Origin of the sequence: Enterobacter asburiae (genome assembly GCF_007035645.1) — a bacterium.
Lineage (GTDB): Bacteria > Pseudomonadota > Gammaproteobacteria > Enterobacterales > Enterobacteriaceae > Enterobacter > Enterobacter asburiae_B.
In genome coordinates, this window is sequence record NZ_AP019632.1 from 2,015,574 (window position 1) to 2,035,473 (window position 19,900).

Sequence of the window (19,900 nt, forward strand, 5' to 3'; positions counted from 1 at the left end):
CAAGGAGTCAGTCATGAAAAAATTAGTTGCGACAGCGCCACGCGTGGCGGCGCTGGTGGAATATGAAGATCGTCCGGTTGCCGTCCATGAAGTGAAAATTCGCGCCCGCTTTGGCGCGCCTAAACACGGTACCGAAGTGGTGGATTTCCGCGCCGCCAGTCCGTTTATTGACGAAGAGTTCAACGCGGAGTGGCAGATGTTTACCCCACGTGAAGAGGGGGCGGCCCGCGGGATCGAATTCGGTAAGTTCCAGCTGGGCAATATGATTGCTGGCGAGATTATCGAATGCGGTGCTGACGTCACGGAATACCAGATCGGCGACAGCGTCTGCTGCTACGCACCGCTGCAGGAAACGGTGATCGTTAACGCGGTGAATAACTATAAGCTGCGCAAAATGCCGCAGGGCGCCTCCTGGAAAAACGCCGTTTGCTACGATCCGGCGCAGTTCGCCATGAGCGGCGTGCGTGATGCCAACGTTCGCGTGGGCGACTTTGTTGTCGTGGTCGGTCTGGGAGCCATTGGGCAAATTGCGATCCAGCTGGCCAAAAAAGCCGGTGCGTCAATCGTCATCGGCGTCGACCCTATCGAACACCGCTGTGAGATTGCCCGCCGTCATGGGGCTGACCACTGTCTGAACCCAATCGGCACCGATGTCGGTCTGGAAATCAAAAAGCTGACCGGGAAGCAGGGCGCGGACGTGATCATCGAAACCAGCGGCTTTGCAGATGCGCTGCAGTCCGCGCTGCGCGGGCTCGCCTATGGCGGCACTATCTCCTACGTAGCCTTCGCGAAACCGTTCGCGGAAGGCTTTAACCTCGGCCGCGAAGCGCATTTCAATAACGCGAAGATTGTCTTCTCCCGCGCCTGTAGCGAACCCAACCCGGATTACCCGCGCTGGAACCGTAAACGTATTGAAGAGACCTGCTGGGAACTGCTGATGAACGGCTATCTAAATTGTGAAGATCTCATCGACCCGGTCGTCACCTTCACCACCAGCCCGGAAAGCTACATGAAGTATGTCGATCAGCACCCGGAACTGAGCATCAAAATGGGCGTCACTTTTTAAGCTAAGGAAAGCAAAACATGAAAATCGCAACACAAAATCAGGCCTTTTTCCCGGTCAATATCATGGAGAAATTCCAGTACATCAAAGCGATGGGTTTTGATGGCTACGAAATTGACGGCAAGCTGCTGGTGGAAAACCTCGCCGAGGTAAAAGCGGCGATTAAGGCCACCGGACTGCCGGTGACGACGGCCTGTGGCGGATACGATGGCTGGATTGGCGACTTCATCGAAGAACGTCGTCTGAACGGGTTACAGGAGATTGAACGTATCCTGGAAGCGCTGGCTGAAGTGGGCGGCAAGGGCATTATCGTGCCTGCTGCCTGGGGAATGTTTACCTTCCGTCTGCCGCCAATGACCTCTCCACGCAGCCTGGACGGTGACCGCAAAGCCGTAAGCGCCTCCCTGCGCTGGCTGGATGAGGTAGCGGCGCGCACCGGAACGACCGTCTACCTGGAACCGCTGAACCGCTATCAGGATCATATGATCAACACCCTGGCTGATGCGCGTCGCTATATCGAAGAGAACGGCCTGAAGCACGTGCAGATCATCGGCGATTTCTATCATATGAACATCGAAGAAGACTCGCTGACGGATGCGCTGTATCAGCACCGCGATCTGCTGGGCCATGTGCACATCGCAGATAACCACCGCTACCAGCCGGGCAGCGGCAGCCTCGATTTTGCCAGCCTATTCGATCGGCTGCGTGCGGATAACTACCGGGGTTACGTGGTGTATGAATGCCGTGTTCGCGCCGAGGATCCGGCTCAGGCATACCGGGACTCGCTCACTTACTTGCGTAAATGCTAAGGATGACGAGCGTGATGAGTGCTTCTACACCTTCGCCTCTGCGCGTCGCCATCATTGGCGCCGGACAGGTCGCGGATAAAGTGCATGCCTCGTATTACGCCACGCGCAGTGATGTTCAGATGGTGGCTGTCATGGACAGCCATCCTGAACAGGCTCGGGCGTTTGCGGAACGTCATGGTATTTCCTCGGCATGGCAGGATGCGCGAGAGATGCTCGAGGCGGTTAAGCCGGATGTGGTGAGCGTCTGTTCGCCTAACCGGTTCCATTTCGGGCACGTCATGGCCGCGCTGGAAGCAGGCTGCCACGTGATGTGTGAAAAACCGCCGGCCATGACGCCGCAGGAGGCAGATCGGATGCGCATGGCCGCGCGCAAGGCAGGAAAAGTGCTGGCGTATGATTTTCACCATCGTTTTGCTCTTGATACGCAACTGCTGCGTGAAGCTGTGATAAAGGGGGAACTGGGCGAAATTTATTACACCACGGCGCAGGCGCTACGCCGCTGCGGGGTTCCCGGCTGGGGCGTCTTTACCAACAAAACGCTTCAGGGCGGTGGGCCGCTGATTGATATCGGCATCCATATGCTCGATGCCGCGATGTACGTGCTGGGGTTCCCGGCGGTAAAAAAGGTGACGGCACACAGCTTCCAGAGGCTGGGAAACCGTAAAAGCAGCGGCCAATTTGGTGCGTGGGATCCCACGCAGTTTACCGTTGAAGATGCCCTGTTTGGCACCATTGAATTTTGCAACGGCGGCATTCTGCGTCTGGACACGTCGTTTGCGCTCAATATCCGTGAACAATCCATCATGAACGTCGCATTCTGCGGCGAAAAGGCTGGCGCCATGCTGTTCCCGGCGCACATCTACAACGACGAAGCCGGTACTTTAGTCACCCTCACGCAGCGTGAAGAGGCTGACGATCGGCGTCATATGCGCAGTATGGATGCCTTCGTACGGCATGTGCAGGGAGAACCCGTCATGATCGCTGATGCGGAGCAGGGGCTGGTTATCCAGCAGCTCGTCGCCGCGCTGTATGAATCAGCAGAAACAGGGGAAAGCGTGACGTTATGCTAAACGTGTCTGTATTAACCGACCCGGACTTTTGTCCACACAGCCTGAATAAATACGCCTCCATCATGGCCTGCGGTAATGGCTACATGGGGCTCCGGGCTGCGCACGAAGAAGATTACACCCAGCAAACCAGAGGCATGTATCTTGCGGGCCTCTATCATCGTGCTGGTCGCAACGAGACCACTGAGCTAATCAATCTGCCGGATATCATCGGTATTGATGTTGAGCTGGATAGCGTCAATTTCACGCTCCTGTCAGGCGAAATCCTCGAGTGGCAGCGCGAGCTGGCGTTTGCTAATGGCGAGCTTCGTCGCAGCGTCGTCTGGCGCTCGCCTGACGGGAAACGCTATCGTCTGGAGAGCCGTCGTTTTGTGTCGCTAGACCAGTTGCCCTTAGTGGCCATGCAGCTTTCGATTACACCGCTCGATGCCGCCACGCAGGCCGTGCTGCAAACCGGCATTGACGCAACTCAAACGAACAGCGGCAGACAGCATCTGGATGAAATGTCGGTCAGAGTGTTCGACCAGCAATATATGCAGGGCGTATATGAAACGCAGGACCGCGCGTCTGAGATTGTTGTTTCAGCATATTGTCAGCTCTCCGCGAAGAGCGATAGCTGTTTCACCGCCAAAAATCGTCGTCTCAGCGTTCATCATTCGCTGACGATTGCTAAGGGTGACACTGTCACGCTTGAAAAAATCGTCTGGGTGGCACATCGCAGTGATAAAGCACTGTCGCAGGCCTCGTTCGCCCGAAACGCGCTGGCCGATCTTAAGGTCTGTGCGGCAAGAGGCTACGACGCCTTGCTTGAGAGTTCGGCGTGTGCCTGGCAAGAGGTCTGGCGTAACGCTCGGGTGGAGGTGGACTCTACGGAACATCAGGATCAGATGGCGCTGGATTACGCCGTCTGGCATTTGACGACCATGACGCCAGCCCATGATGAGCGAAGCAGTATCGCCGCCAAAGGGCTGACGGGCGAGGGGTATAAAGGCCACGTCTTCTGGGATACCGAAATTTTCCTGCTGCCTTTCCATCTCTTCACGCGACCTCAAATCGCCCGTAGCCTGCTGCGCTATCGTTGGCTCAACCTGGCCGGGGCGCGGGAAAAAGCCCGTCGCAACGGCTGGCCCGGCGCGTTGTTCCCATGGGAAAGCGCCGCCAGCGGGCTGGAAGAGACGCCGGAGTTCGCGGCTATCAACATCCGAACCGGCACGCGCCAGAAGGTGGCCTCCGCGCTGGCGGAACACCACATCGTGGCGGACATTGCCTGGGCCGTCGTCGCTTACTGGCAGGCGACGCAGGATGAGACCTTTATGCGAAACGAAGGCCTGACGCTGCTGATGGAAACCGCCGCGTTCTGGATGGGCCGCGCGACGGAAATTAATGGTCGTCTCGAAATCCATGATGTTATCGGACCTGACGAATACACCGAGCATGTGAACAACAACGCGTATACCAACTATCTGGCCTGGCACAACGTTGCCTGCGCTCGCCAGTTTATGGCGATATTTGGGCGCGAGGATGAAGGTTTTACGCACAAAGCGACACGGTTCCTGAAGTGCTTATGGCTGCCGGAGGCCAATCCAGACGGTGTGATCCCGCAGGATGATACCTTCATGGCCAAACCGGCCATCGATCTCAGCCGCTACAAAGCCAAAGCGGGTAAGCAGACCATTCTGCTCGATTATTCCCGCGCGGAAGTCAACGACATGCAGATCCTTAAGCAGGCTGATGTGGTGATGCTTACCTACCTGTTGCCGGAGCGGTTTACCCCGCAACAGTGTGCCGCCAATCTGGCGTTCTATGAGCCCCGCACGATCCATGACTCTTCGCTGAGCAAGGCCATTCACGGCATTGTGACTGCCCGCTGTGGTGACGTCGAAGGTGCCTACGCCTTCTGGCGCGATGGCGTCGCTATCGATCTTGGGGACGACCCGCACAGCTGCGATGACGGAATTCACGCCGCTGCGACCGGCGCTATCTGGTCCGGCGTCATTCAGGGCTTTGCCGGTATGCAGATAGTGGATGGGGAGCTGCATCTTTCGCCCAGGTTGCCGGCCCACTGGCGAAGACTGGCATTCCCGCTGCGCTGGCGAAATGCAACGCTGCACTTCACCTGTGAAAACGAGGTGTTAACCATTGAAGCTTCGGCACCTTCCATGTTGACGCTGTGGGGCAAGACGCTACACGTATCGGGGCGGACAGTTTGCGCTTATAAGGATTTTCTTGCACCTGTTAATGGGACCGCTACCACGGAGGGGCGCCATGACGCTTAAGGCGGTTGTATTCGATCTGGACGGTGTGATCACCGATACCGCACACCTCCATTTTCTGGCCTGGCGTGCAGTGGCGGATGAAATCGGCATCACCTTCGACGAAGTATTTAACGAACAGCTGAAGGGCATTAGCCGCATGGATTCCCTGCAGCGCATCCTGAAGCATGGCGGGAAAGAGGGGATGTTCAGCCATGAGCAGTGCCTCGCGCTGGCGACGAAAAAGAACGCGCTCTATGTCCAGTCTCTGGCGTCGCTGACGGAGGATTCACTGCTTCCGGGTATTCGCGACGTCCTGGCGGATATCCGTGCGGCGAAGGTCAAAATTGGGCTCGCCTCCGTATCCCTGAATGCCCCGGGGATCCTGCACGCGCTGGGCATTCATCAGGCCTTCGATTTTTGCGCCGATGCTTCCCGTATTCGCCGCTCAAAGCCAGACCCGGAGATCTTCCTTGCTGCCTGTGCAGGCCTGAATGTGCGTCCTGACGCGGCTATAGGTATCGAAGATGCACCTGCAGGCGTTGAGGCGATCAACGCGGCGGGAATGCTATCGGTTGGGATTGGATCTGGCCTGAACCATGCGGGTTTACAACTTCATTCAACGCGGGAACTGACCTGGAAATGCCTGACCGAGTTTTGGGCATCCCGGACGTATTGATAAGGAATTAACAATGGCTCAACTGTCCCTGAAACACATTCAGAAAATCTATGATAACCAGGTCCACGTGGTTAAGGATTTCAGTCTCGAAATAGAAGACAAGGAGTTCATCGTCTTCGTCGGGCCTTCGGGCTGCGGGAAATCCACGACGCTGCGCATGATTGCCGGTCTGGAGGAGATCAGCGCGGGTGAACTGATTATTGACGGGGTGTGCATGAATGACGTGCCCGCCAAGTCACGCGATATCGCGATGGTGTTCCAGAACTATGCGCTTTATCCGCATATGACGGTCTACGACAACATGGCGTTCGGCCTGAAGATGCAAAAAATTGCGCCTGTGGTTATCGACGAGCGCGTTAACTGGGCGGCACAGATCCTCGGATTACGCGAGTACCTCAAGCGTAAACCGGGCGCGCTGTCCGGCGGCCAGCGACAGCGCGTGGCGTTGGGCAGGGCGATCGTGCGCGAAGCGGGCGTGTTCCTGATGGATGAACCGCTCTCCAACCTTGATGCCAAGCTTCGCGTGCAGATGCGGGCTGAAATCAGCAAGTTGCACCAGAAGCTCAACACCACGATGATTTACGTGACCCACGACCAGACGGAAGCCATGACGATGGCGACCCGCATCGTGATCTTAAAAGACGGCATTATTCAGCAGGTCGGCGCTCCGAAGCAGGTATACAACGAACCGGCAAACATGTTTGTTGCTGGGTTTATTGGATCGCCAGCCATGAACTTTATTCGCGGTGCTATCGACGATCGCTATTTCGTCACGGAAACGCTGCGTCTGGCGATCCCGGAAGACAAGCTCGCTTCACTGAATGCCGCAGGGTATCAGCGCAAAGCGGTGGTGTTTGGGATCCGCCCGGAAGATATTCTCACTCTGCAGAGCAGTGGTAAAAATATCGCGGCGAAAGTCAGCGTAGCCGAACTGACCGGCGCGGAATTCATGCTTTACGCCACCGTTGGCGGTCATGAGCTGGTGGTTCGCGCTGGCGCGGCGAATGATTATGCCGCAGGGGATAATATCAACATCCAGTTCGATATGAATAAGTGCCATTTCTTCGACGCTGAAACCGAAGCGGCTATTAGATAAGAAAGGTGTTCGCCGGAAATGCAAATTTCCGGTTTTTTTGTTTGTTACTTATAAAGGGAAAATTAAATGAGTACTCTACTAAGAAGTGCTGCGCTCGTTCTGTGCGCAGGAGTTAGCTGTGCACAAGCATCAGAAGCAGCTAAACAGTGGGAATTTAATATTGGCGCAATGTATGAAATCGAAAACGTTGAGGGGCAGGGCGACGATAAAGATGGATTATATGAACCTTCCGTGTGGTTTAATGCAACCTGGGATGCGTGGACTATTTCGCTGGCGATGTATCAGGAGGGGCCGGTTGATTACAGCAGTATGACCCGTGGAACCTATTTCGATCGTCCTGAATTTCAATTACGCTATCGCTTTATCGGAACCGATAATTTCACCTTCGGTCTGACCGGCGGTTTCCGTAATTATGGTTATCACTTTAAAGATGAGCACGGTGCCAAAGACGGCAGCGCTAATATGCAGCGCTACAAAGTTCAGCCTGACTGGGATATTAAATTAACCGATGACTGGCGTTTTGGCGGCTGGTTTGCCATGTATCAGTTTGCTAACGATCTGCAAAAAACCGGCTATGCTGACAGCCGCGTTGAAACCGAAACGGGCTTTACCTGGACCATTAACGAAACCTTTGCTGCTAAAGTGAATTATTATTTAGAGCGCGGCTTCAATATGGACAGTTCCCGTAATAACGGCGAGTTTTCTACTCAGGAAATTCGTGCCTATCTGCCCATTTCGTTAGGCCAGACCACCTTAACGCCTTATACCCGCCTGGGGCTCGATCGCTGGTCGAACTGGGACTGGCAGGACGATCCTGAGCGTGAAGGACACGATTTCAACCGACTCGGTCTCCTCTACGCTTACGATTTCAACAATGGTTTATCCATGACGCTGGAATACGCCTATGAGTGGGAAAACCACGATGAAGGCGAAAGCGACCGCTTCCACTATGCGGGGGTTGGCGTAAACTACGCGTTCTGACCGACTGCACGCCAGGGGCACTTCGCCCCTGGTTTTAGCGAAGGGAAGCAGCCAACAAAAAGTGGGTATCAACCAGCACTTTTTGCGGGGCGGGATGACCCGCAATACGCCTGAAAAGAAGATCGCAGCTCTCTTCCCCCAGCTTTCGGGTGGGGATATCAAAGCCGCCAGGTGCGGGCGTTAAAATGAGAGACAGCATCGGGTCACTGTATCCGGCTATCACCACCTGCTCCGGGATCATCAGGTTCAACTCATCCGCCGCGCGATAGAGGCTAAGTAACTTCATGCTGTCGGTAGCGAATACTGCATCAGGCGGCGTGGGTGAAGACAACAATTCCAGCGCCGCCGTAAGCGCACTCTCATGGGTATAACCGCCATCCCTGATCCAGTCCGGGTTAAGGGCAATATGGTGCTTTTCCAGACTGGCTTTATAGCCCGCAAGGCGATCGATCGAAACATGATAATCAAGCGGGGCATGCAGACAGGCAATTTTACGGCGTCCGTTTTTAATAAAGGTTTCGGTCAGCGTGGCGCTGTCATGGAAATTATCCGTGTCGACGGAATAGATATTTTGATACTCACCTTCCACTTTACCGATAACCACTACCGGTACGCCATACGCATCCAGCGTGGTGAAAAAGGATTCATTTGCCGGTGAGCTCATCATAATGATCCCTTTGATCATCTTCTGTTTTATTTTACTCACGCATTTCAGCAGATCGTCTTCGCTGCTTTTTGACGTTTGTAAAATAACGTCAAATCCTTCTTCTTCCGCTTTTGCCGTAATGGCATGAAGGACATCGGAGAAAAAAGGATTTCCGGCAGTGGTTTTGGTTGATCGGGTTGAAATAACCATAATGGCATCGAAGCCTGAAGAGGTCAGGGCACGGGCCAGTTTGTTGGGCTGATAATTTAATTCGTCAATCGCCTTCAGCACTTTTTCACGCGCTTCGGGAGAAATATTCGTTTGTTTATTCAGAACGCGGGAAACGGTTGATTTCGATACGCCCGCAACCCGTGCGATATCATAGATGGTGGGTGACATACACCTTACTCACTCCGGACTGACAGCAATGCCGTTCATCTTACTGGAGAGAAAATGGCAATAGCAATAAATAAGAATTGATAATCAACGATCTGCCCCCATTTATTGTATTCTGAAGCCATGCATTCAAGGCTTCCAGGCAACGAAGGACGGCGATGAAGCGACTTAAAAACGAAATCAATTCACTGGTGAACCGCGGCGTTGACCGTCATCTGCGTCTGGCCGTGACGGGGCTGAGCCGCAGCGGTAAGACGGCGTTTATCACCGCGATGGTGAACCAGCTCCTGAACCTGCACGCCGGGGCGCGTCTGCCGCTGCTCAGCGCGGTGCGGGAAGAACGCCTGCTGGGCGTGAAGCGCGTTCCTCAGCGTGATTTTGGGATTCCACGTTTTACCTATGACGAAGGGCTGGCGCAGCTCTATGGCGATCCGCCCATGTGGCCGACGCCGACGCGAGGGGTGAGTGAAATTCGCCTCGCGCTCCGCTTTCGCTCCAATGAATCCCTGATGCGCCACTTCAAGGATACCTCTACGCTGTACCTTGAAATCGTCGATTACCCCGGTGAATGGTTGCTCGACCTGCCGATGCTGGCGCAGGATTACCTCAGCTGGTCCCGCCAGATGACGGGCTTGTTGCAGGGGCAGCGCGCCGGGTGGTCGGCCAAATGGCGACAGCTGTGCGAAGGCCTGGACCCGCTTGCGCCAGCCGATGAAAACCGTCTGGCGGCCATTGCCGAAGCCTGGACGGCGTATCTGCACCAGTGCAAGCAGGAAGGGTTGCACTTCATTCAGCCGGGTCGCTTTGTCCTGCCGGGTGATTTAGCGGGCGCGCCTGCGCTTCAGTTCTTCCCCTGGCCGGACGTGGATAGGGTGGGCGAGTCGAAGCTGGCGCAGGCCGACAGGCACACTAACGCCGGGATGCTGCGCGAGCGTTACAATTACTACTGTGAAAAAGTGGTCAAGGGATTCTATAAAAACCACTTTTTGCGATTTGACCGTCAGATTGTGCTGGTGGATTGTCTGCAGCCGCTCAACAGCGGGCCGCAGGCCTTCAACGATATGCGTCTGGCGCTGACGCAGCTGATGCAAAGTTTTCACTACGGGCAGCGGACGCTGTTTCGCCGTCTGTTCTCACCGGTGATCGATAAACTGCTCTTTGCGGCCACCAAGGCCGATCACGTCACGGTCGACCAGCATGCCAATATGGTATCGCTGCTGCAGCAGCTGGTGCAGGACGCCTGGCAAAACGCCGCCTTCGAAGGGATCGGCATGGATTGCCTTGGGCTTGCGTCCGTGCAGGCAACGCAAAGCGGGCTGATTGATCTTAACGGCGAGAAAATACCGGCATTACGCGGGAACCGGCTCAGCGACGGTGAACCGCTTACCGTCTATCCGGGCGAAGTGCCTGCGCGGCTGCCGGGTCAGGCCTTCTGGCAGAACCAGGGCTTCCAGTTTGAAGCCTTCCGCCCGCAGGCAATGAGCGTCGATCGGCCATTACCACACATCCGTCTGGATGCGGCGCTGGAGTTTTTGATTGGAGATAAATTGCGATGACGGAACCGTTAAAACCGCGCATAGACTTTACCGGAACGCTTGAGCAGGATCCTCAGGAGGCGTTTAAAACCGCGCAGACGTTCAGCGGCACGCAGGCTGATAACTTTGCCCCGGCCCTGACCGAGGAGCCCGGCGTCGAGGAAGGTCCTGCTGAGGCGGTTGTGGAAGCCGCCCTGCGTCCAAAACGCAGCCTGTGGCGCAGGATGGTCACCGCCGGTCTGGCGCTGTTTGGCGTAAGCGTGGTTGGGCAGGGCGCGCAGTGGACGATGAACGCCTGGCAAACTCAGGACTGGGTCGCGCTGAGCGGATGTGCCGCGGGCGCGCTGATTGTGGGAGCGGGTATCGGGTCGGTTGCCACCGAGTGGCGGCGGCTCTGGCGTTTGCGCCAGCGCGCGCACGAGCGTGATGAGGCGCGGGATCTGCTCCACAGCCACGGCACCGGCAAAGGCCGCGCGTTCTGTGAAAAGCTGGCCAGCCAGGCCGGAATCGATCAGTCGCATCCGGCGCTTCAGCGCTGGTATGCCGCCATCCATGAAACCCAGAATGACCGGGAAGTGGTGACGCTCTACTCCCATATGGTTCAGCCGGTGCTGGATGCCCAGGCGCGACGCGAGATCAGCCGTTCTGCGGCGGAATCCACCCTGATGATTGCCGTCAGCCCGCTGGCGCTGGTCGATATGGCCTTTATCGCCTGGCGTAACCTGCGCCTGATCAACCGTATCGCGAACCTTTACGGCATAGAGCTGGGTTACTACAGTCGACTCCGGCTGTTCAAGCTGGTCCTGCTCAATATCGCGTTTGCCGGGGCGAGTGAACTGGTGCGCGAAGTCGGAATGGACTGGATGTCGCAGGATTTGGCGGCGCGTCTTTCCGCTCGTGCCGCGCAGGGTATCGGCGCGGGATTATTGACCGCGCGTTTGGGGATTAAAGCGATGGAAGTCTGCCGTCCGCTGCCGTGGATTGATGGCGATAAGCCCCGGCTGGGGGATTTCAGGCGCGAGCTGATCGGCCAGCTTAAAGAGACGCTCAATAAAAAACCGGCTCCGTGAGGTTTTGTTCACTTATCGTGCTGGCTGTCAATATTTCTTGACAGCCATCTTCCCGATCACCGTGTTCTGGCATATCATTTTACTGTTATTGGCTTAAAACGGTGAATTTCCCATGCGTCTTGAAGTCTTCTGTGAAGACCGTCTCGGTCTGACCCGCGAGTTACTCGATCTTCTTGTTTTACGTAGCATTGATTTACGTGGCATTGAGATCGATCCTGTCGGGCGAATTTACCTCAATTTTGCCGAAATTGAATTTAATACCTTCAGCAGCCTGATGGCGGAAATCCGCCGTATCGCTGGCGTTACGGATGTACGCACCATTCCCTGGATGCCCTCTGAGCGTGAGCATCTGGCGCTGAGCGCGCTGCTGGAAGCGATGCCTGAGCCGTTCCTCTCCCTGGATTTGAAAAGCAAAGTTGAGCGCGTTAACCACGCGAGCTGCCAGCTTTTCGCGCAGAGCCAGGAGAAGCTCAGCAATCATAACGCCGCGCAGCTGATCCCCGGCTTTAACTTCCAGCGCTGGCTGGACAGCAATCCGCAGAACACGCTTAGCGAGCATGTGGTGATTAACGGGCAGAATTTCCTGATGGAGATCACGCCGGTCTATCTGAAAGGGGAAGGGAATACCCGCGTGTTGACCGGGGCGGTGATCATGCTGCGCTCGACGTTACGCATGGGTCGCCAGCTGCAGAACATTTCCAGCCAGGACGTTGGCGCGTTCAGCCAGATTATTGCCGTCAGCCCGAAAATGCGTCATGTGGTTGATCAGGCGCGCAAGCTCGCAAGCCTGACCGCGCCGTTGCTGATTACCGGGGATACCGGCACCGGGAAAGACCTGCTGGCTCACGCCGTGCATCTGGCGAGCCCGCGTGCGGCTAAGCCTTATCTGGCACTTAACTGCGCCTCTATTCCGGAAGACGCCGTTGAAAGCGAGCTGTTTGGCCACGCGCCGGAAGGCAAGAAAGGGTTCTTCGAGCAGGCTAACGGTGGCTCCGTGCTGCTGGACGAAATCGGCGAAATGTCGCCGCGCATGCAGGCTAAGCTGCTGCGTTTCCTGAACGACGGAACCTTCCGCCGCGTCGGTGAGGATCACGAAGTGCATGTGGACGTGCGCGTCATTTGCGCCACCCAGAAAAACCTGGTGGAACTGGTGCAAAAGGGGATCTTCCGCGAAGATCTCTATTACCGCCTCAACGTCCTGACGCTGAATATTCCCCCGCTGCGCGATTGCCCGCAGGACATCATGCCGCTCACGGAGCTGTTCGTCGCCCGCTTTGCCGACGAGCAGGGGGTGCCGCGTCCGAAGCTGTCTGCCGATCTCGGCACGGTGCTGATGCGCTACGGCTGGCCGGGCAACATTCGCCAGCTTAAAAACGCCGTTTATCGTGCGCTGACCCAGCTGGAAGGCTATGAACTGCGTCCGCAGGATATTCTGTTGCCTGATTACGACGCGGGGACGGTATCGGTTGGCGAAGAGGCGATGGAAGGTTCGCTGGACGATATCACCAGCCGTTTTGAGCGTTCAGTGCTGACGCAGCTGTACCGCAGCTATCCCAGCACCCGCAAGCTGGCAAAACGCCTTGGCGTCTCGCATACCGCGATCGCGAACAAGCTGCGTGAGTATGGGTTGAATCATAAGAAAGGCGACGAATAACAAAAAGCCTCTGTAAAGAGGCTTTTTACTTTGCGTTTATTCCTTCGCCATCGGCGTGTTAACGATGTCTGTTTTTGTCTCTCCCTGAATCGATGCAATCCTGTTTTCGACCTCTTTCACCTGCTGCGGGCTGTGCAGCAGGGTATAGGTCAGGTCAAACTGCGCGCTGGCACCGGGCTGCAGCTGCTTAACCCGCTTCTGCTCGCGTTCAATCGTAACGGGGTAGGCGTAGCTGGTGCCCGGCTCAATGCCCGTGACGTAGCCCTGCTTCAGCGTATCGGTGTTCTTCCATAAGGTCAGCACGGGCAGCTGGCGGGTATCAAACTGGATTGACGCGCCTTTATCTCCGGCTTTATTGACCACCGCCGCAAGCGTTTCGTGGTTATTGTCCGAGAGCGGTTTAATGTTAAAGACCATCTCATCAAAGCCTTTTGTCGGCCCGGCATAGGTTTGCCAGTCGTTAACGCCCGCCTTGGCGTAGTCATTGAACGGGCTCACGCTCGCCGCCGGCGCAAGGAAACGGGCGCCTTCTTCGAGGATCGGCGTGCCGAAGTTGCTGTGATAGATGATTTGGTAATCATGAGGGTAATCCGCATGGTTGGTCAGAACATCGTGCAGGCTGAACTGGTTAGTTCCGGGAACGTAGCGCAGTTCGGTCATGGTTTGCAGATCCGATTTTTTAAACGTGCTCTCTTTGATCAAACCCCGAACGCGGATTTCATGCGGGGCGGCATCGGCGATTTCAACCTCGACCTGCGAAACGGGGGTATTACCGGCCCTGCCGTGCAGGGTGTAAATTTGCCCGTCAGCGGTGACCGGATGTCCTGTCCACTCATAGCCACAGCGCACCATCATCTCGTTGAAACCATCCAGCCAGCCGAGACCGTTGCGGCTCTCAAGATTGATATATGCCGGATTAACGACCTCTTTAACGGGCGAATTCCACCCCAGTCGGGTGCCAAAGCCTTCTACATGCAGAAGGTTCATCCCGCGGGTCGGGCTCAGGGTAATCGTCAGGCCGTCTTTACTGCTGATTATGATGACTTTGCTGCCTTCCTGTTTACCACCGTGCAAGACTTTTTGCTCAATGCTGAACGTTTGGTCTTTAACTTTCAGCTCATCACTGGAAATCTTCCAGTTTCCTTTCTCTACGCTGCTTTCAGCGCTTGTCAGCACCCAGGTTTTGGCCGCTGCATGGCCAGAACTCAGTACCGCAAGGAGCGTAAAAGCGAATTTAATTTTCATATTTTATCCTTTTTGCTGAAACGATTATTTTCTTTCGTAAGCAAATCTAATGTTTAGGCAAAAAGGGAAATGTGATGTGCTTCACTGCGGTCGAAAATAGAGAATTTTAACGATTATTATGCGTTATTGATCACGTTAATGTTACGCGTCGACGTTTTTATTGCATGACTAATGTGATTTGTGAGCATTTATGCTTTAACGATTCAGCTTTATTATAATAAAAAACCCCGCCGCGGCGAGGTTGAGAATAAGTTGTATAGAATGCTAAGTACTTATTATGCTTTCAGCACGTCCAGCGCGGCAGTGTAATCCGGCTCGGTGGTGATTTCGTTAACCAGTTCGCTGAAGACAACGGTGTCGTTTTCATCCAGAACCAGTACGGCACGTGCCGCCAGACCTTTCAGTGGGCCTTCCGCGATGCTGACGCCGTATTTCTCGAGGAAATCTGCGCTGCGCAGGGTGGAGAGGGTGATAACGTTGCTCAGGCCTTCAGCACCGCAGAAACGGGACTGGGCAAACGGCAGGTCAGCGGAAATGCACAGCACAACGGTGTTGTCCATTTCAGTCGCCAGCTGGTTGAATTTACGCACGGACGCGGCACAAACGCCGGTATCAATGCTTGGGAAAATGTTCAGTACTTTGCGTTTACCCGCAAACTGAGCCAGTGTGACGTCAGACAGATCTTTAGCCACCAGAGTAAAAGCCTGCGCTTTGCTGCCAGCCTGCGGAATGGAACCTGCAACAGCAACCGGGTTGCCCTGGAAATGAACGAGTTGTGACATAGATATCTTCCTGTTTACATATAGTTAACGTCGGGGCTAGTGTATGCCATCAGCGGATAACACGGCAAACCAAATTTTTCGCCTTTCCGGGCCGCAAGGAGTCAGTGATGAGAAGCGTTAAGGTCTATGAAGAAGCCTGGCCATTGCATACCCCGTTTGTGATCTCCCGCGGCAGTCGAAGTGAAGCCAGCGTGGTCGTGGTTGAAATTGAAGAAGAGGGGGTTAAAGGCGTTGGGGAATGTACGCCTTACCCGCGCTATGGAGAAAGTCCTGCGTCGGTGATGGCGCATATCATGACCCTGGTGCCTGACCTGCAAAAAGGGCTCACGCGCGAGGCGTTACAGCAGCGTTTACCCGCCGGGGCAGCGCGCAACGCCATCGACTGTGCGCTCTGGAGCCTTGAGGCCGCCAGGCAGGAACAATCGCTGACGTCCTTGCTGGGGGTATCGCTGCCGGAGTCCGTCGTGACGGCGCAAACGGTCGTGATTGGTGAGCCGGAGCAGATGGCTGCCAGCGCAAAAGCGCTCTTTGACGCCGGGGCCACGCTGTTAAAAGTGAAGCTCGACGATCGCCTGATCAGCGAGCGGATGGTCGCCATTCGCTCGGCGGTTCCCTCGGCCACGCTGATTGTTGACGCCAACGAGTCGTGGCATCCCGAGGGGCTTGCCGCGCGATGCCAGCTGCTGGCTGACCTGGGCGTAGCGATGCTGGAACAGCCTCTGCCAGCGAAGGATGAGGCGGCGCTGAAGAATTTTATCCATCCGCTGCCCGTCTGTGCGGATGAAAGCTGTCATACCCGCGAGAATTTGAGCGCGCTTAAGGGCAGCTATGAGATGGTCAATATCAAGCTCGACAAGACCGGCGGGCTGACAGAAGCGCTGGCCCTGGCGGCGGAAGCGCAGGCGCAGGGCTTTTCCCTGATGCTTGGATGCATGCTCTGCACATCCCGGGCGATCGGCGCGGCGCTGCCGCTGGTCAATCAGGTCCGTTTCGCCGATCTGGACGGCCCGACGTGGCTGGCGGTCGACGTTTCACCGGCGCTTAATTTTACCAGCGGCGTGCTTCATCTTTGAGGCTGCCAGCGCAGTAGCTCCATCATCGCGTTTAAGTATTTTTCGCTGGCTTCGTCGGAGGAAATTGGCGGGAATTCAGCGGTGATGCAGGGCAGGCTCAAATCGGCGCACCAGCTACCGAACGATCCGGGTGTTTCATAGCCCACGCTGGTGACGAGCGGCAGGGCGAAAGCCTGCGCCAGCCACGCGCCCAGGTCGGAGTGACGCGGATCTTCAATGCAGGCCAGCGGATCGTGGAAGGAGACAACCCAGGCGGGGTGGATCTTATGGATAAGCTGGCACAGCGCCTGCGTTTCCGGCTCCGAGCCGGGCTTGTCTCCCGTCAGCAGCACCACGTCCCGCTCCTCGGCGGAGCTGTTCCAGCGATAAACCGTTTCTCCGGCGCGCCAGTTTGCCGCCGGGAAATTACGGTTCAGGTCAACGCCCCTCGCATTCGCCCGTAATCCAAGCTGACAGCCGTCCGGATTGACGGCAAGAATCACGTGGTGACGGCGCAATGAAGGCGTCAGCGTCCGCAGCGCGCAGGAAAGCGTGACTATGGACGAGTTCTCGTCTCCGTGCGTGCCGGCAATGATCAAACCGCTGCTGCGATCGGCATCGGGCGCCGGGAACCAGATCAGCGATGCGCCTAAAAATGAGCGGCCATATTGCTCAGCGCCCGGCGGAAAGGCCCCGCGCTCCGCTCGTGGTCGGGTGATTGCCATACGAAATCCTGATAAAGAAGTCTCTACTGGCAGTGTTGTGCAAAACCCGCTGTTAATCAAATAGTTTCCGTAACGCTTGAGAATTGCCTTAAATCACTATTCAGGCGTAAGGTATTTGCATTTCTCTGTTTCGAAACAAATAATTACGCATCTGCTTGTTACCTGAATTCATCAAAGGGGATCTTATGAAGCATCCTGTTTCGCGTCTCTGCGCTGCACTGTACCTGTGCGGACTCTCTACACTCTCGTACGCTGCTGATGTGCCCCAGGGCACGGTACTGGCGCAAAAACAGGAGCTGGTCAGGCATATTAAAGACGAGCCGGCTTCGCTCGATCCGGCAAAAGCGGTGGGATTACCCGAGATTCAGGTAATTCGCGATCTTTTCGAAGGGCTGGTGAATCAGAACGAGAAAGGGGAGCTGACCCCCGGCGTGGCGACGCGCTGGCAGAGCAACGATAACCGTATCTGGACGTTCATCCTGCGCGATAACGCGAAATGGTCTGACGGTACGCCCGTCACCGCGCAGGATTTTGTCTACAGCTGGCAGCGTCTGGTTGACCCGAAAACCACGTCTCCGTTTGCCTGGTTTGCGGCGCTGGCGGGCATCAATAACGCGCAGGCCATTATCGATGGCAAAGCGGCGCCAGATACCCTGGGCGTGACGGCGGTGGATGCCAGAACCTTACGCGTCCAGCTGGACAAACCGCTCCCGTGGTTTAGCAACCTGACGGCAAACTTCGCCTTCTATCCGGTGCAAAAAGCGAACGTTGAAAGCGGGAAAGAGTGGACGCGTCCGGGCGCTCTGGTGGGTAACGGCGCGTACGTCCTGAACGACCGCGTGGTGAATGAAAAACTGGTTGTCGTGCCGAATACGCACTACTGGGACAACGCGAAAACTGTCCTGCAAAAAGTGACCTTCATTCCGATTAATCAGGAATCGTCCGCCACTAAGCGCTATCTGGCGGGGGATATTGATATCACCGAATCGTTCCCGAAAAACATGTATCAGAAGCTCCTGAAGGACATTCCGGGACAGGTGTATACGCCGCCTCAGCTCGGGACCTATTACTATGCGTTTAACACGCAAAAGGGCCCGACGGCCGATGCCCGGGTGCGTCTTGCGCTGAGCATGACTATCGATCGCCGCATTATGGCGGAAAAGGTATTAGGTACAGGCGAGAAGCCGGCCTGGCATTTCACCCCTGACGTGACGGCGGGCTTCACCCCTGAGCCTTCACCGTTCGAGCAGATGTCCCAGCAGGAGCTGAACGCTCAGGCGAAAACGTTGCTCCAGGCCGCAGGTTACGGCCCGCAGCGTCCGCTGAAGTTGACCCTGCTGTACAACACCTCGGAAAACCATCAGAAAATCGCCATTGCGGTGGCGTCCATGTGGAAGAAAAATCTCGGTGTGGACGTCAAACTGCAAAACCAGGAGTGGAAAACCTATATCGACAGCCGTAATACCGGCAATTTTGATGTGATCCGCGCGTCATGGGTAGGCGATTACAATGAGCCGTCGACCTTCCTGTCCCTGCTGACCTCCACCCACAGCGGCAATATCTCGCGTTTCAACGACCCGGCCTACGATAAAATTATCCACCAGGCGACGCTGGAAACCACGGCGAAAGCGCGTAATACCGACTACAACATGGCGGAGAAAATCCTCCTGGAGAAAGCGCCTATCGCGCCCATTTACCAGTACACCAATGGTCGCCTGATTAAGCCCTGGGTGAAAGGCTACCCCATCAATAACCCGGAAGACGTGGCGTATAGCCGGACGATGTTTATCGAGAAGCACTGATGTTTTATGAGGCCTGGCGCGAGAATGCGCCAGGTCTGCAAAACTCGTTACCGCTTCATTCGCTATGCGTGGCCCGATACCGGGTCTCTGTTATTCTAACAGCGCATTAAACTTCGCCAGCCACTGCGGATGCGCGGGCCAGGCGGGAGCCGTCACCAGGTTACCGTCTACATGGGCCTGATCGATGCCAATAGCGGCGTAGTGACCACCGCTGAGACGGACTTCAGGCGCACAGGCCGGGTAGGCGCTACAGGTTCGTCCTTTCAGAATCCCCGCGGCAGCAAGCAGCTGTGGTCCGTGGCACACTGCGGCAATCGGCTTACGCGCGGCGTCAAATGCCTGTACCAGCTTTAAGACGTCCTCATTTAACCGCAGATACTCGGGCGCTCTCCCGCCGGGGATGAGCAGCGCGTCGTAGTCCTGCTCCTTTACGGCTGAAAAATCGGCATTGAGGGTAAAGCGGTGACCGGGCTTTTCGCTGTAGGTCTGGGCGCCGTCAAAGTCATGAATTGCCGTCATGATGTAGTCGCCCTTCGGTTTGTCGGGGCAGACCGCGTCCACCTGATGACCAATCATCTGCAACGCCTGAAAAGGCACCATGGTTTCGTAATCTTCGGCGTAATCGCCAACCAGCATCAGGATCTTCTTGCTCATCTTTCCTCACCTCTATCAATAAAGATGATTAAGATATAGCCTGGCGTGGGTGAATTGCCGGAAATAAAAAAGCCCGTCAGAGCACGGGCAACATAAGCAAATGAATAAGTGATTCGTTATCAACGTTGTTGGAGGATAACGCCGCGTATTTTACGCGGCTGTAACGGAAGCAGATACCTGACATATTCGGTAGGTGAAACAAGCGATTAAACGTGCGTTACGGTGCATCGAAGGTCGGGTAAAGGCTATTTTCCAGGAACTCGACGAGATACCAGATCTCACCGCTAAAAATAAACCAGAAGCCAAATATAATAAGGAGTAAAATAATTAAGGTGAGTATTATTTCTGTTTTTCCCATTGCGGTTTTTACCCACCTGACGCTAATTGATTCG

The 19,900-nt window shown here is 55.6% G+C and carries 18 protein-coding genes; 12 read left to right on the plus strand and 6 right to left on the minus strand.

Features of this window, described 5'->3' with window-relative positions; genetic code table 11:
• Positions 1–13 precede the first annotated feature (13 nt).
• From ycjQ to FOY96_RS09595, 7 genes are all read left to right on the plus strand, one after another.
• Positions 14–1,066: a D-guloside 3-dehydrogenase gene (gene ycjQ / locus FOY96_RS09565; protein ID WP_143346902.1), complete on the plus strand. Its 1,053-nt coding sequence runs from the start codon at positions 14–16 to the stop codon at positions 1,064–1,066.
• Positions 1,067–1,083: 17 nt separating this feature from the next.
• Positions 1,084–1,872 (plus strand): 3-dehydro-D-guloside 4-epimerase, encoded by a 789-nt coding sequence (ycjR, locus tag FOY96_RS09570; protein WP_143346903.1) that lies wholly within the window; start codon positions 1,084–1,086, stop codon positions 1,870–1,872.
• Positions 1,873–1,883: 11 nt separating this feature from the next.
• The gene (gene ycjS, locus FOY96_RS09575) at positions 1,884–2,942 is read left to right on the plus strand and encodes a D-glucoside 3-dehydrogenase (protein ID WP_143346904.1); all 1,059 of its coding nucleotides are present in this window, start codon (positions 1,884–1,886) and stop codon (positions 2,940–2,942) included.
• Positions 2,936–5,215: a glycoside hydrolase family 65 protein gene (locus tag FOY96_RS09580; RefSeq protein ID WP_143346905.1), complete on the plus strand. Its 2,280-nt coding sequence runs from the start codon at positions 2,936–2,938 to the stop codon at positions 5,213–5,215. Before ycjS ends, FOY96_RS09580 begins: the two co-directional genes overlap by 7 nt.
• On the plus strand, positions 5,205–5,870 hold the full coding sequence (pgmB, locus tag FOY96_RS09585) for a beta-phosphoglucomutase (protein ID WP_143346906.1): 666 nt from the start codon (positions 5,205–5,207) through the stop codon (positions 5,868–5,870). Before FOY96_RS09580 ends, pgmB begins: the two co-directional genes overlap by 11 nt.
• A 13-nt stretch (positions 5,871–5,883) precedes the next feature.
• Positions 5,884–6,966: an ABC transporter ATP-binding protein gene (locus FOY96_RS09590; RefSeq protein WP_039262901.1), complete on the plus strand. Its 1,083-nt coding sequence runs from the start codon at positions 5,884–5,886 to the stop codon at positions 6,964–6,966.
• A 66-nt stretch (positions 6,967–7,032) separates the two neighbouring features.
• Entirely contained in the window at positions 7,033–7,947 is a 915-nt protein-coding gene (locus FOY96_RS09595) for an OmpG family monomeric porin (protein WP_047060998.1), read from the plus strand.
• A gap of 34 nt (positions 7,948–7,981) precedes the next feature.
• Here FOY96_RS09595 and FOY96_RS09600 read toward each other — a convergent pair whose 3' ends face one another.
• Positions 7,982–8,992: a LacI family DNA-binding transcriptional regulator gene (locus FOY96_RS09600; RefSeq protein WP_143346907.1), complete on the minus strand. Its 1,011-nt coding sequence runs from the start codon at positions 8,990–8,992 to the stop codon at positions 7,982–7,984.
• A gap of 155 nt (positions 8,993–9,147) precedes the next feature.
• On the opposite strand from FOY96_RS09600, the gene FOY96_RS09605 reads away from it, so the two are divergent.
• The 3 genes from FOY96_RS09605 (at position 9,148) to tyrR (ending at position 13,248) form a co-directional block, all read left to right on the plus strand.
• On the plus strand, positions 9,148–10,545 hold the full coding sequence (locus tag FOY96_RS09605) for a YcjX family GTP-binding protein (RefSeq protein ID WP_143346908.1): 1,398 nt from the start codon (positions 9,148–9,150) through the stop codon (positions 10,543–10,545).
• Positions 10,542–11,594 (plus strand): YcjF family protein, encoded by a 1,053-nt coding sequence (locus FOY96_RS09610; protein WP_143346909.1) that lies wholly within the window; start codon positions 10,542–10,544, stop codon positions 11,592–11,594. Before FOY96_RS09605 ends, FOY96_RS09610 begins: the two co-directional genes overlap by 4 nt.
• A gap of 112 nt (positions 11,595–11,706) precedes the next feature.
• Positions 11,707–13,248 (plus strand): transcriptional regulator TyrR, encoded by a 1,542-nt coding sequence (gene tyrR / locus FOY96_RS09615; RefSeq protein WP_023335909.1) that lies wholly within the window; start codon positions 11,707–11,709, stop codon positions 13,246–13,248.
• A 36-nt stretch (positions 13,249–13,284) separates the two neighbouring features.
• Here the strand turns inward: tyrR and FOY96_RS09620 are convergent, their stop codons facing one another.
• Together FOY96_RS09620 and tpx are read right to left on the minus strand one after the other, a co-directional pair.
• Entirely contained in the window at positions 13,285–14,493 is a 1,209-nt protein-coding gene (locus FOY96_RS09620; protein WP_143346910.1) for an aldose 1-epimerase family protein, read from the minus strand.
• A 275-nt stretch (positions 14,494–14,768) separates the two neighbouring features.
• Positions 14,769–15,275: a thiol peroxidase gene (tpx, locus tag FOY96_RS09625; RefSeq protein WP_023335907.1), complete on the minus strand. Its 507-nt coding sequence runs from the start codon at positions 15,273–15,275 to the stop codon at positions 14,769–14,771.
• Positions 15,276–15,382: 107 nt separating this feature from the next.
• Here tpx and ycjG point away from each other — a divergent pair, with 107 nt between their 5' ends.
• A complete protein-coding gene (ycjG, locus tag FOY96_RS09630; protein ID WP_143346911.1) occupies positions 15,383–16,348 on the plus strand; it encodes an L-Ala-D/L-Glu epimerase in 966 nt (321 codons plus the stop codon).
• On the opposite strand, the gene mpaA is transcribed toward ycjG, so the two are convergent.
• A complete protein-coding gene (mpaA, locus tag FOY96_RS09635) occupies positions 16,339–17,052 on the minus strand; it encodes a murein tripeptide amidase MpaA (RefSeq protein ID WP_045355868.1) in 714 nt (237 codons plus the stop codon). The two genes, ycjG and mpaA, sit on opposite strands and share 10 nt — an antisense overlap.
• 185 nt (positions 17,053–17,237) lie before the next feature.
• Between mpaA and FOY96_RS09640 the strand changes: the two genes are divergently transcribed.
• The gene (locus FOY96_RS09640) at positions 17,238–18,854 is read left to right on the plus strand and encodes a peptide ABC transporter substrate-binding protein (RefSeq protein ID WP_143346912.1); all 1,617 of its coding nucleotides are present in this window, start codon (positions 17,238–17,240) and stop codon (positions 18,852–18,854) included.
• Between the two features lie 90 nt (positions 18,855–18,944).
• Here the strand turns inward: FOY96_RS09640 and FOY96_RS09645 are convergent, their stop codons facing one another.
• Both FOY96_RS09645 and FOY96_RS09650 read right to left on the minus strand, forming a co-directional pair.
• Positions 18,945–19,508 carry a DJ-1/PfpI family protein gene (locus FOY96_RS09645; RefSeq protein WP_033145709.1) on the minus strand — a complete coding sequence of 188 codons (564 nt, stop codon included), beginning with the start codon at positions 19,506–19,508 and terminating at the stop codon, positions 18,945–18,947.
• A gap of 217 nt (positions 19,509–19,725) precedes the next feature.
• A complete protein-coding gene (locus FOY96_RS09650) occupies positions 19,726–19,866 on the minus strand; it encodes an Ecr family regulatory small membrane protein (RefSeq protein ID WP_021240268.1) in 141 nt (46 codons plus the stop codon).
• Positions 19,867–19,900: the final 34 nt, after the last annotated feature.

Coding starts and splice junctions, on each gene's coding strand:
- ycjQ (WP_143346902.1), top strand. CDS start 14: ATGAAAAAATTAGTTGCGACAGCGCCACGCGTGGCGGCGCTGGTGGAA.
- ycjR (WP_143346903.1), top strand. CDS start 1,084: ATGAAAATCGCAACACAAAATCAGGCCTTTTTCCCGGTCAATATCATG.
- FOY96_RS09580 (WP_143346905.1), top strand. CDS start 2,936: ATGCTAAACGTGTCTGTATTAACCGACCCGGACTTTTGTCCACACAGC.
- pgmB (WP_143346906.1), top strand. CDS start 5,205: ATGACGCTTAAGGCGGTTGTATTCGATCTGGACGGTGTGATCACCGAT.
- FOY96_RS09590 (WP_039262901.1), top strand. CDS start 5,884: ATGGCTCAACTGTCCCTGAAACACATTCAGAAAATCTATGATAACCAG.
- FOY96_RS09595 (WP_047060998.1), top strand. CDS start 7,033: ATGAGTACTCTACTAAGAAGTGCTGCGCTCGTTCTGTGCGCAGGAGTT.
- FOY96_RS09600 (WP_143346907.1), bottom strand. CDS start 8,992: ATGTCACCCACCATCTATGATATCGCACGGGTTGCGGGCGTATCGAAA.
- FOY96_RS09605 (WP_143346908.1), top strand. CDS start 9,148: ATGAAGCGACTTAAAAACGAAATCAATTCACTGGTGAACCGCGGCGTT.
- FOY96_RS09610 (WP_143346909.1), top strand. CDS start 10,542: ATGACGGAACCGTTAAAACCGCGCATAGACTTTACCGGAACGCTTGAG.
- tyrR (WP_023335909.1), top strand. CDS start 11,707: ATGCGTCTTGAAGTCTTCTGTGAAGACCGTCTCGGTCTGACCCGCGAG.
- FOY96_RS09620 (WP_143346910.1), bottom strand. CDS start 14,493: ATGAAAATTAAATTCGCTTTTACGCTCCTTGCGGTACTGAGTTCTGGC.
- tpx (WP_023335907.1), bottom strand. CDS start 15,275: ATGTCACAACTCGTTCATTTCCAGGGCAACCCGGTTGCTGTTGCAGGT.
- ycjG (WP_143346911.1), top strand. CDS start 15,383: ATGAGAAGCGTTAAGGTCTATGAAGAAGCCTGGCCATTGCATACCCCG.
- mpaA (WP_045355868.1), bottom strand. CDS start 17,052: ATGGCAATCACCCGACCACGAGCGGAGCGCGGGGCCTTTCCGCCGGGC.
- FOY96_RS09640 (WP_143346912.1), top strand. CDS start 17,238: ATGAAGCATCCTGTTTCGCGTCTCTGCGCTGCACTGTACCTGTGCGGA.
- FOY96_RS09645 (WP_033145709.1), bottom strand. CDS start 19,508: ATGAGCAAGAAGATCCTGATGCTGGTTGGCGATTACGCCGAAGATTAC.
- FOY96_RS09650 (WP_021240268.1), bottom strand. CDS start 19,866: ATGGGAAAAACAGAAATAATACTCACCTTAATTATTTTACTCCTTATT.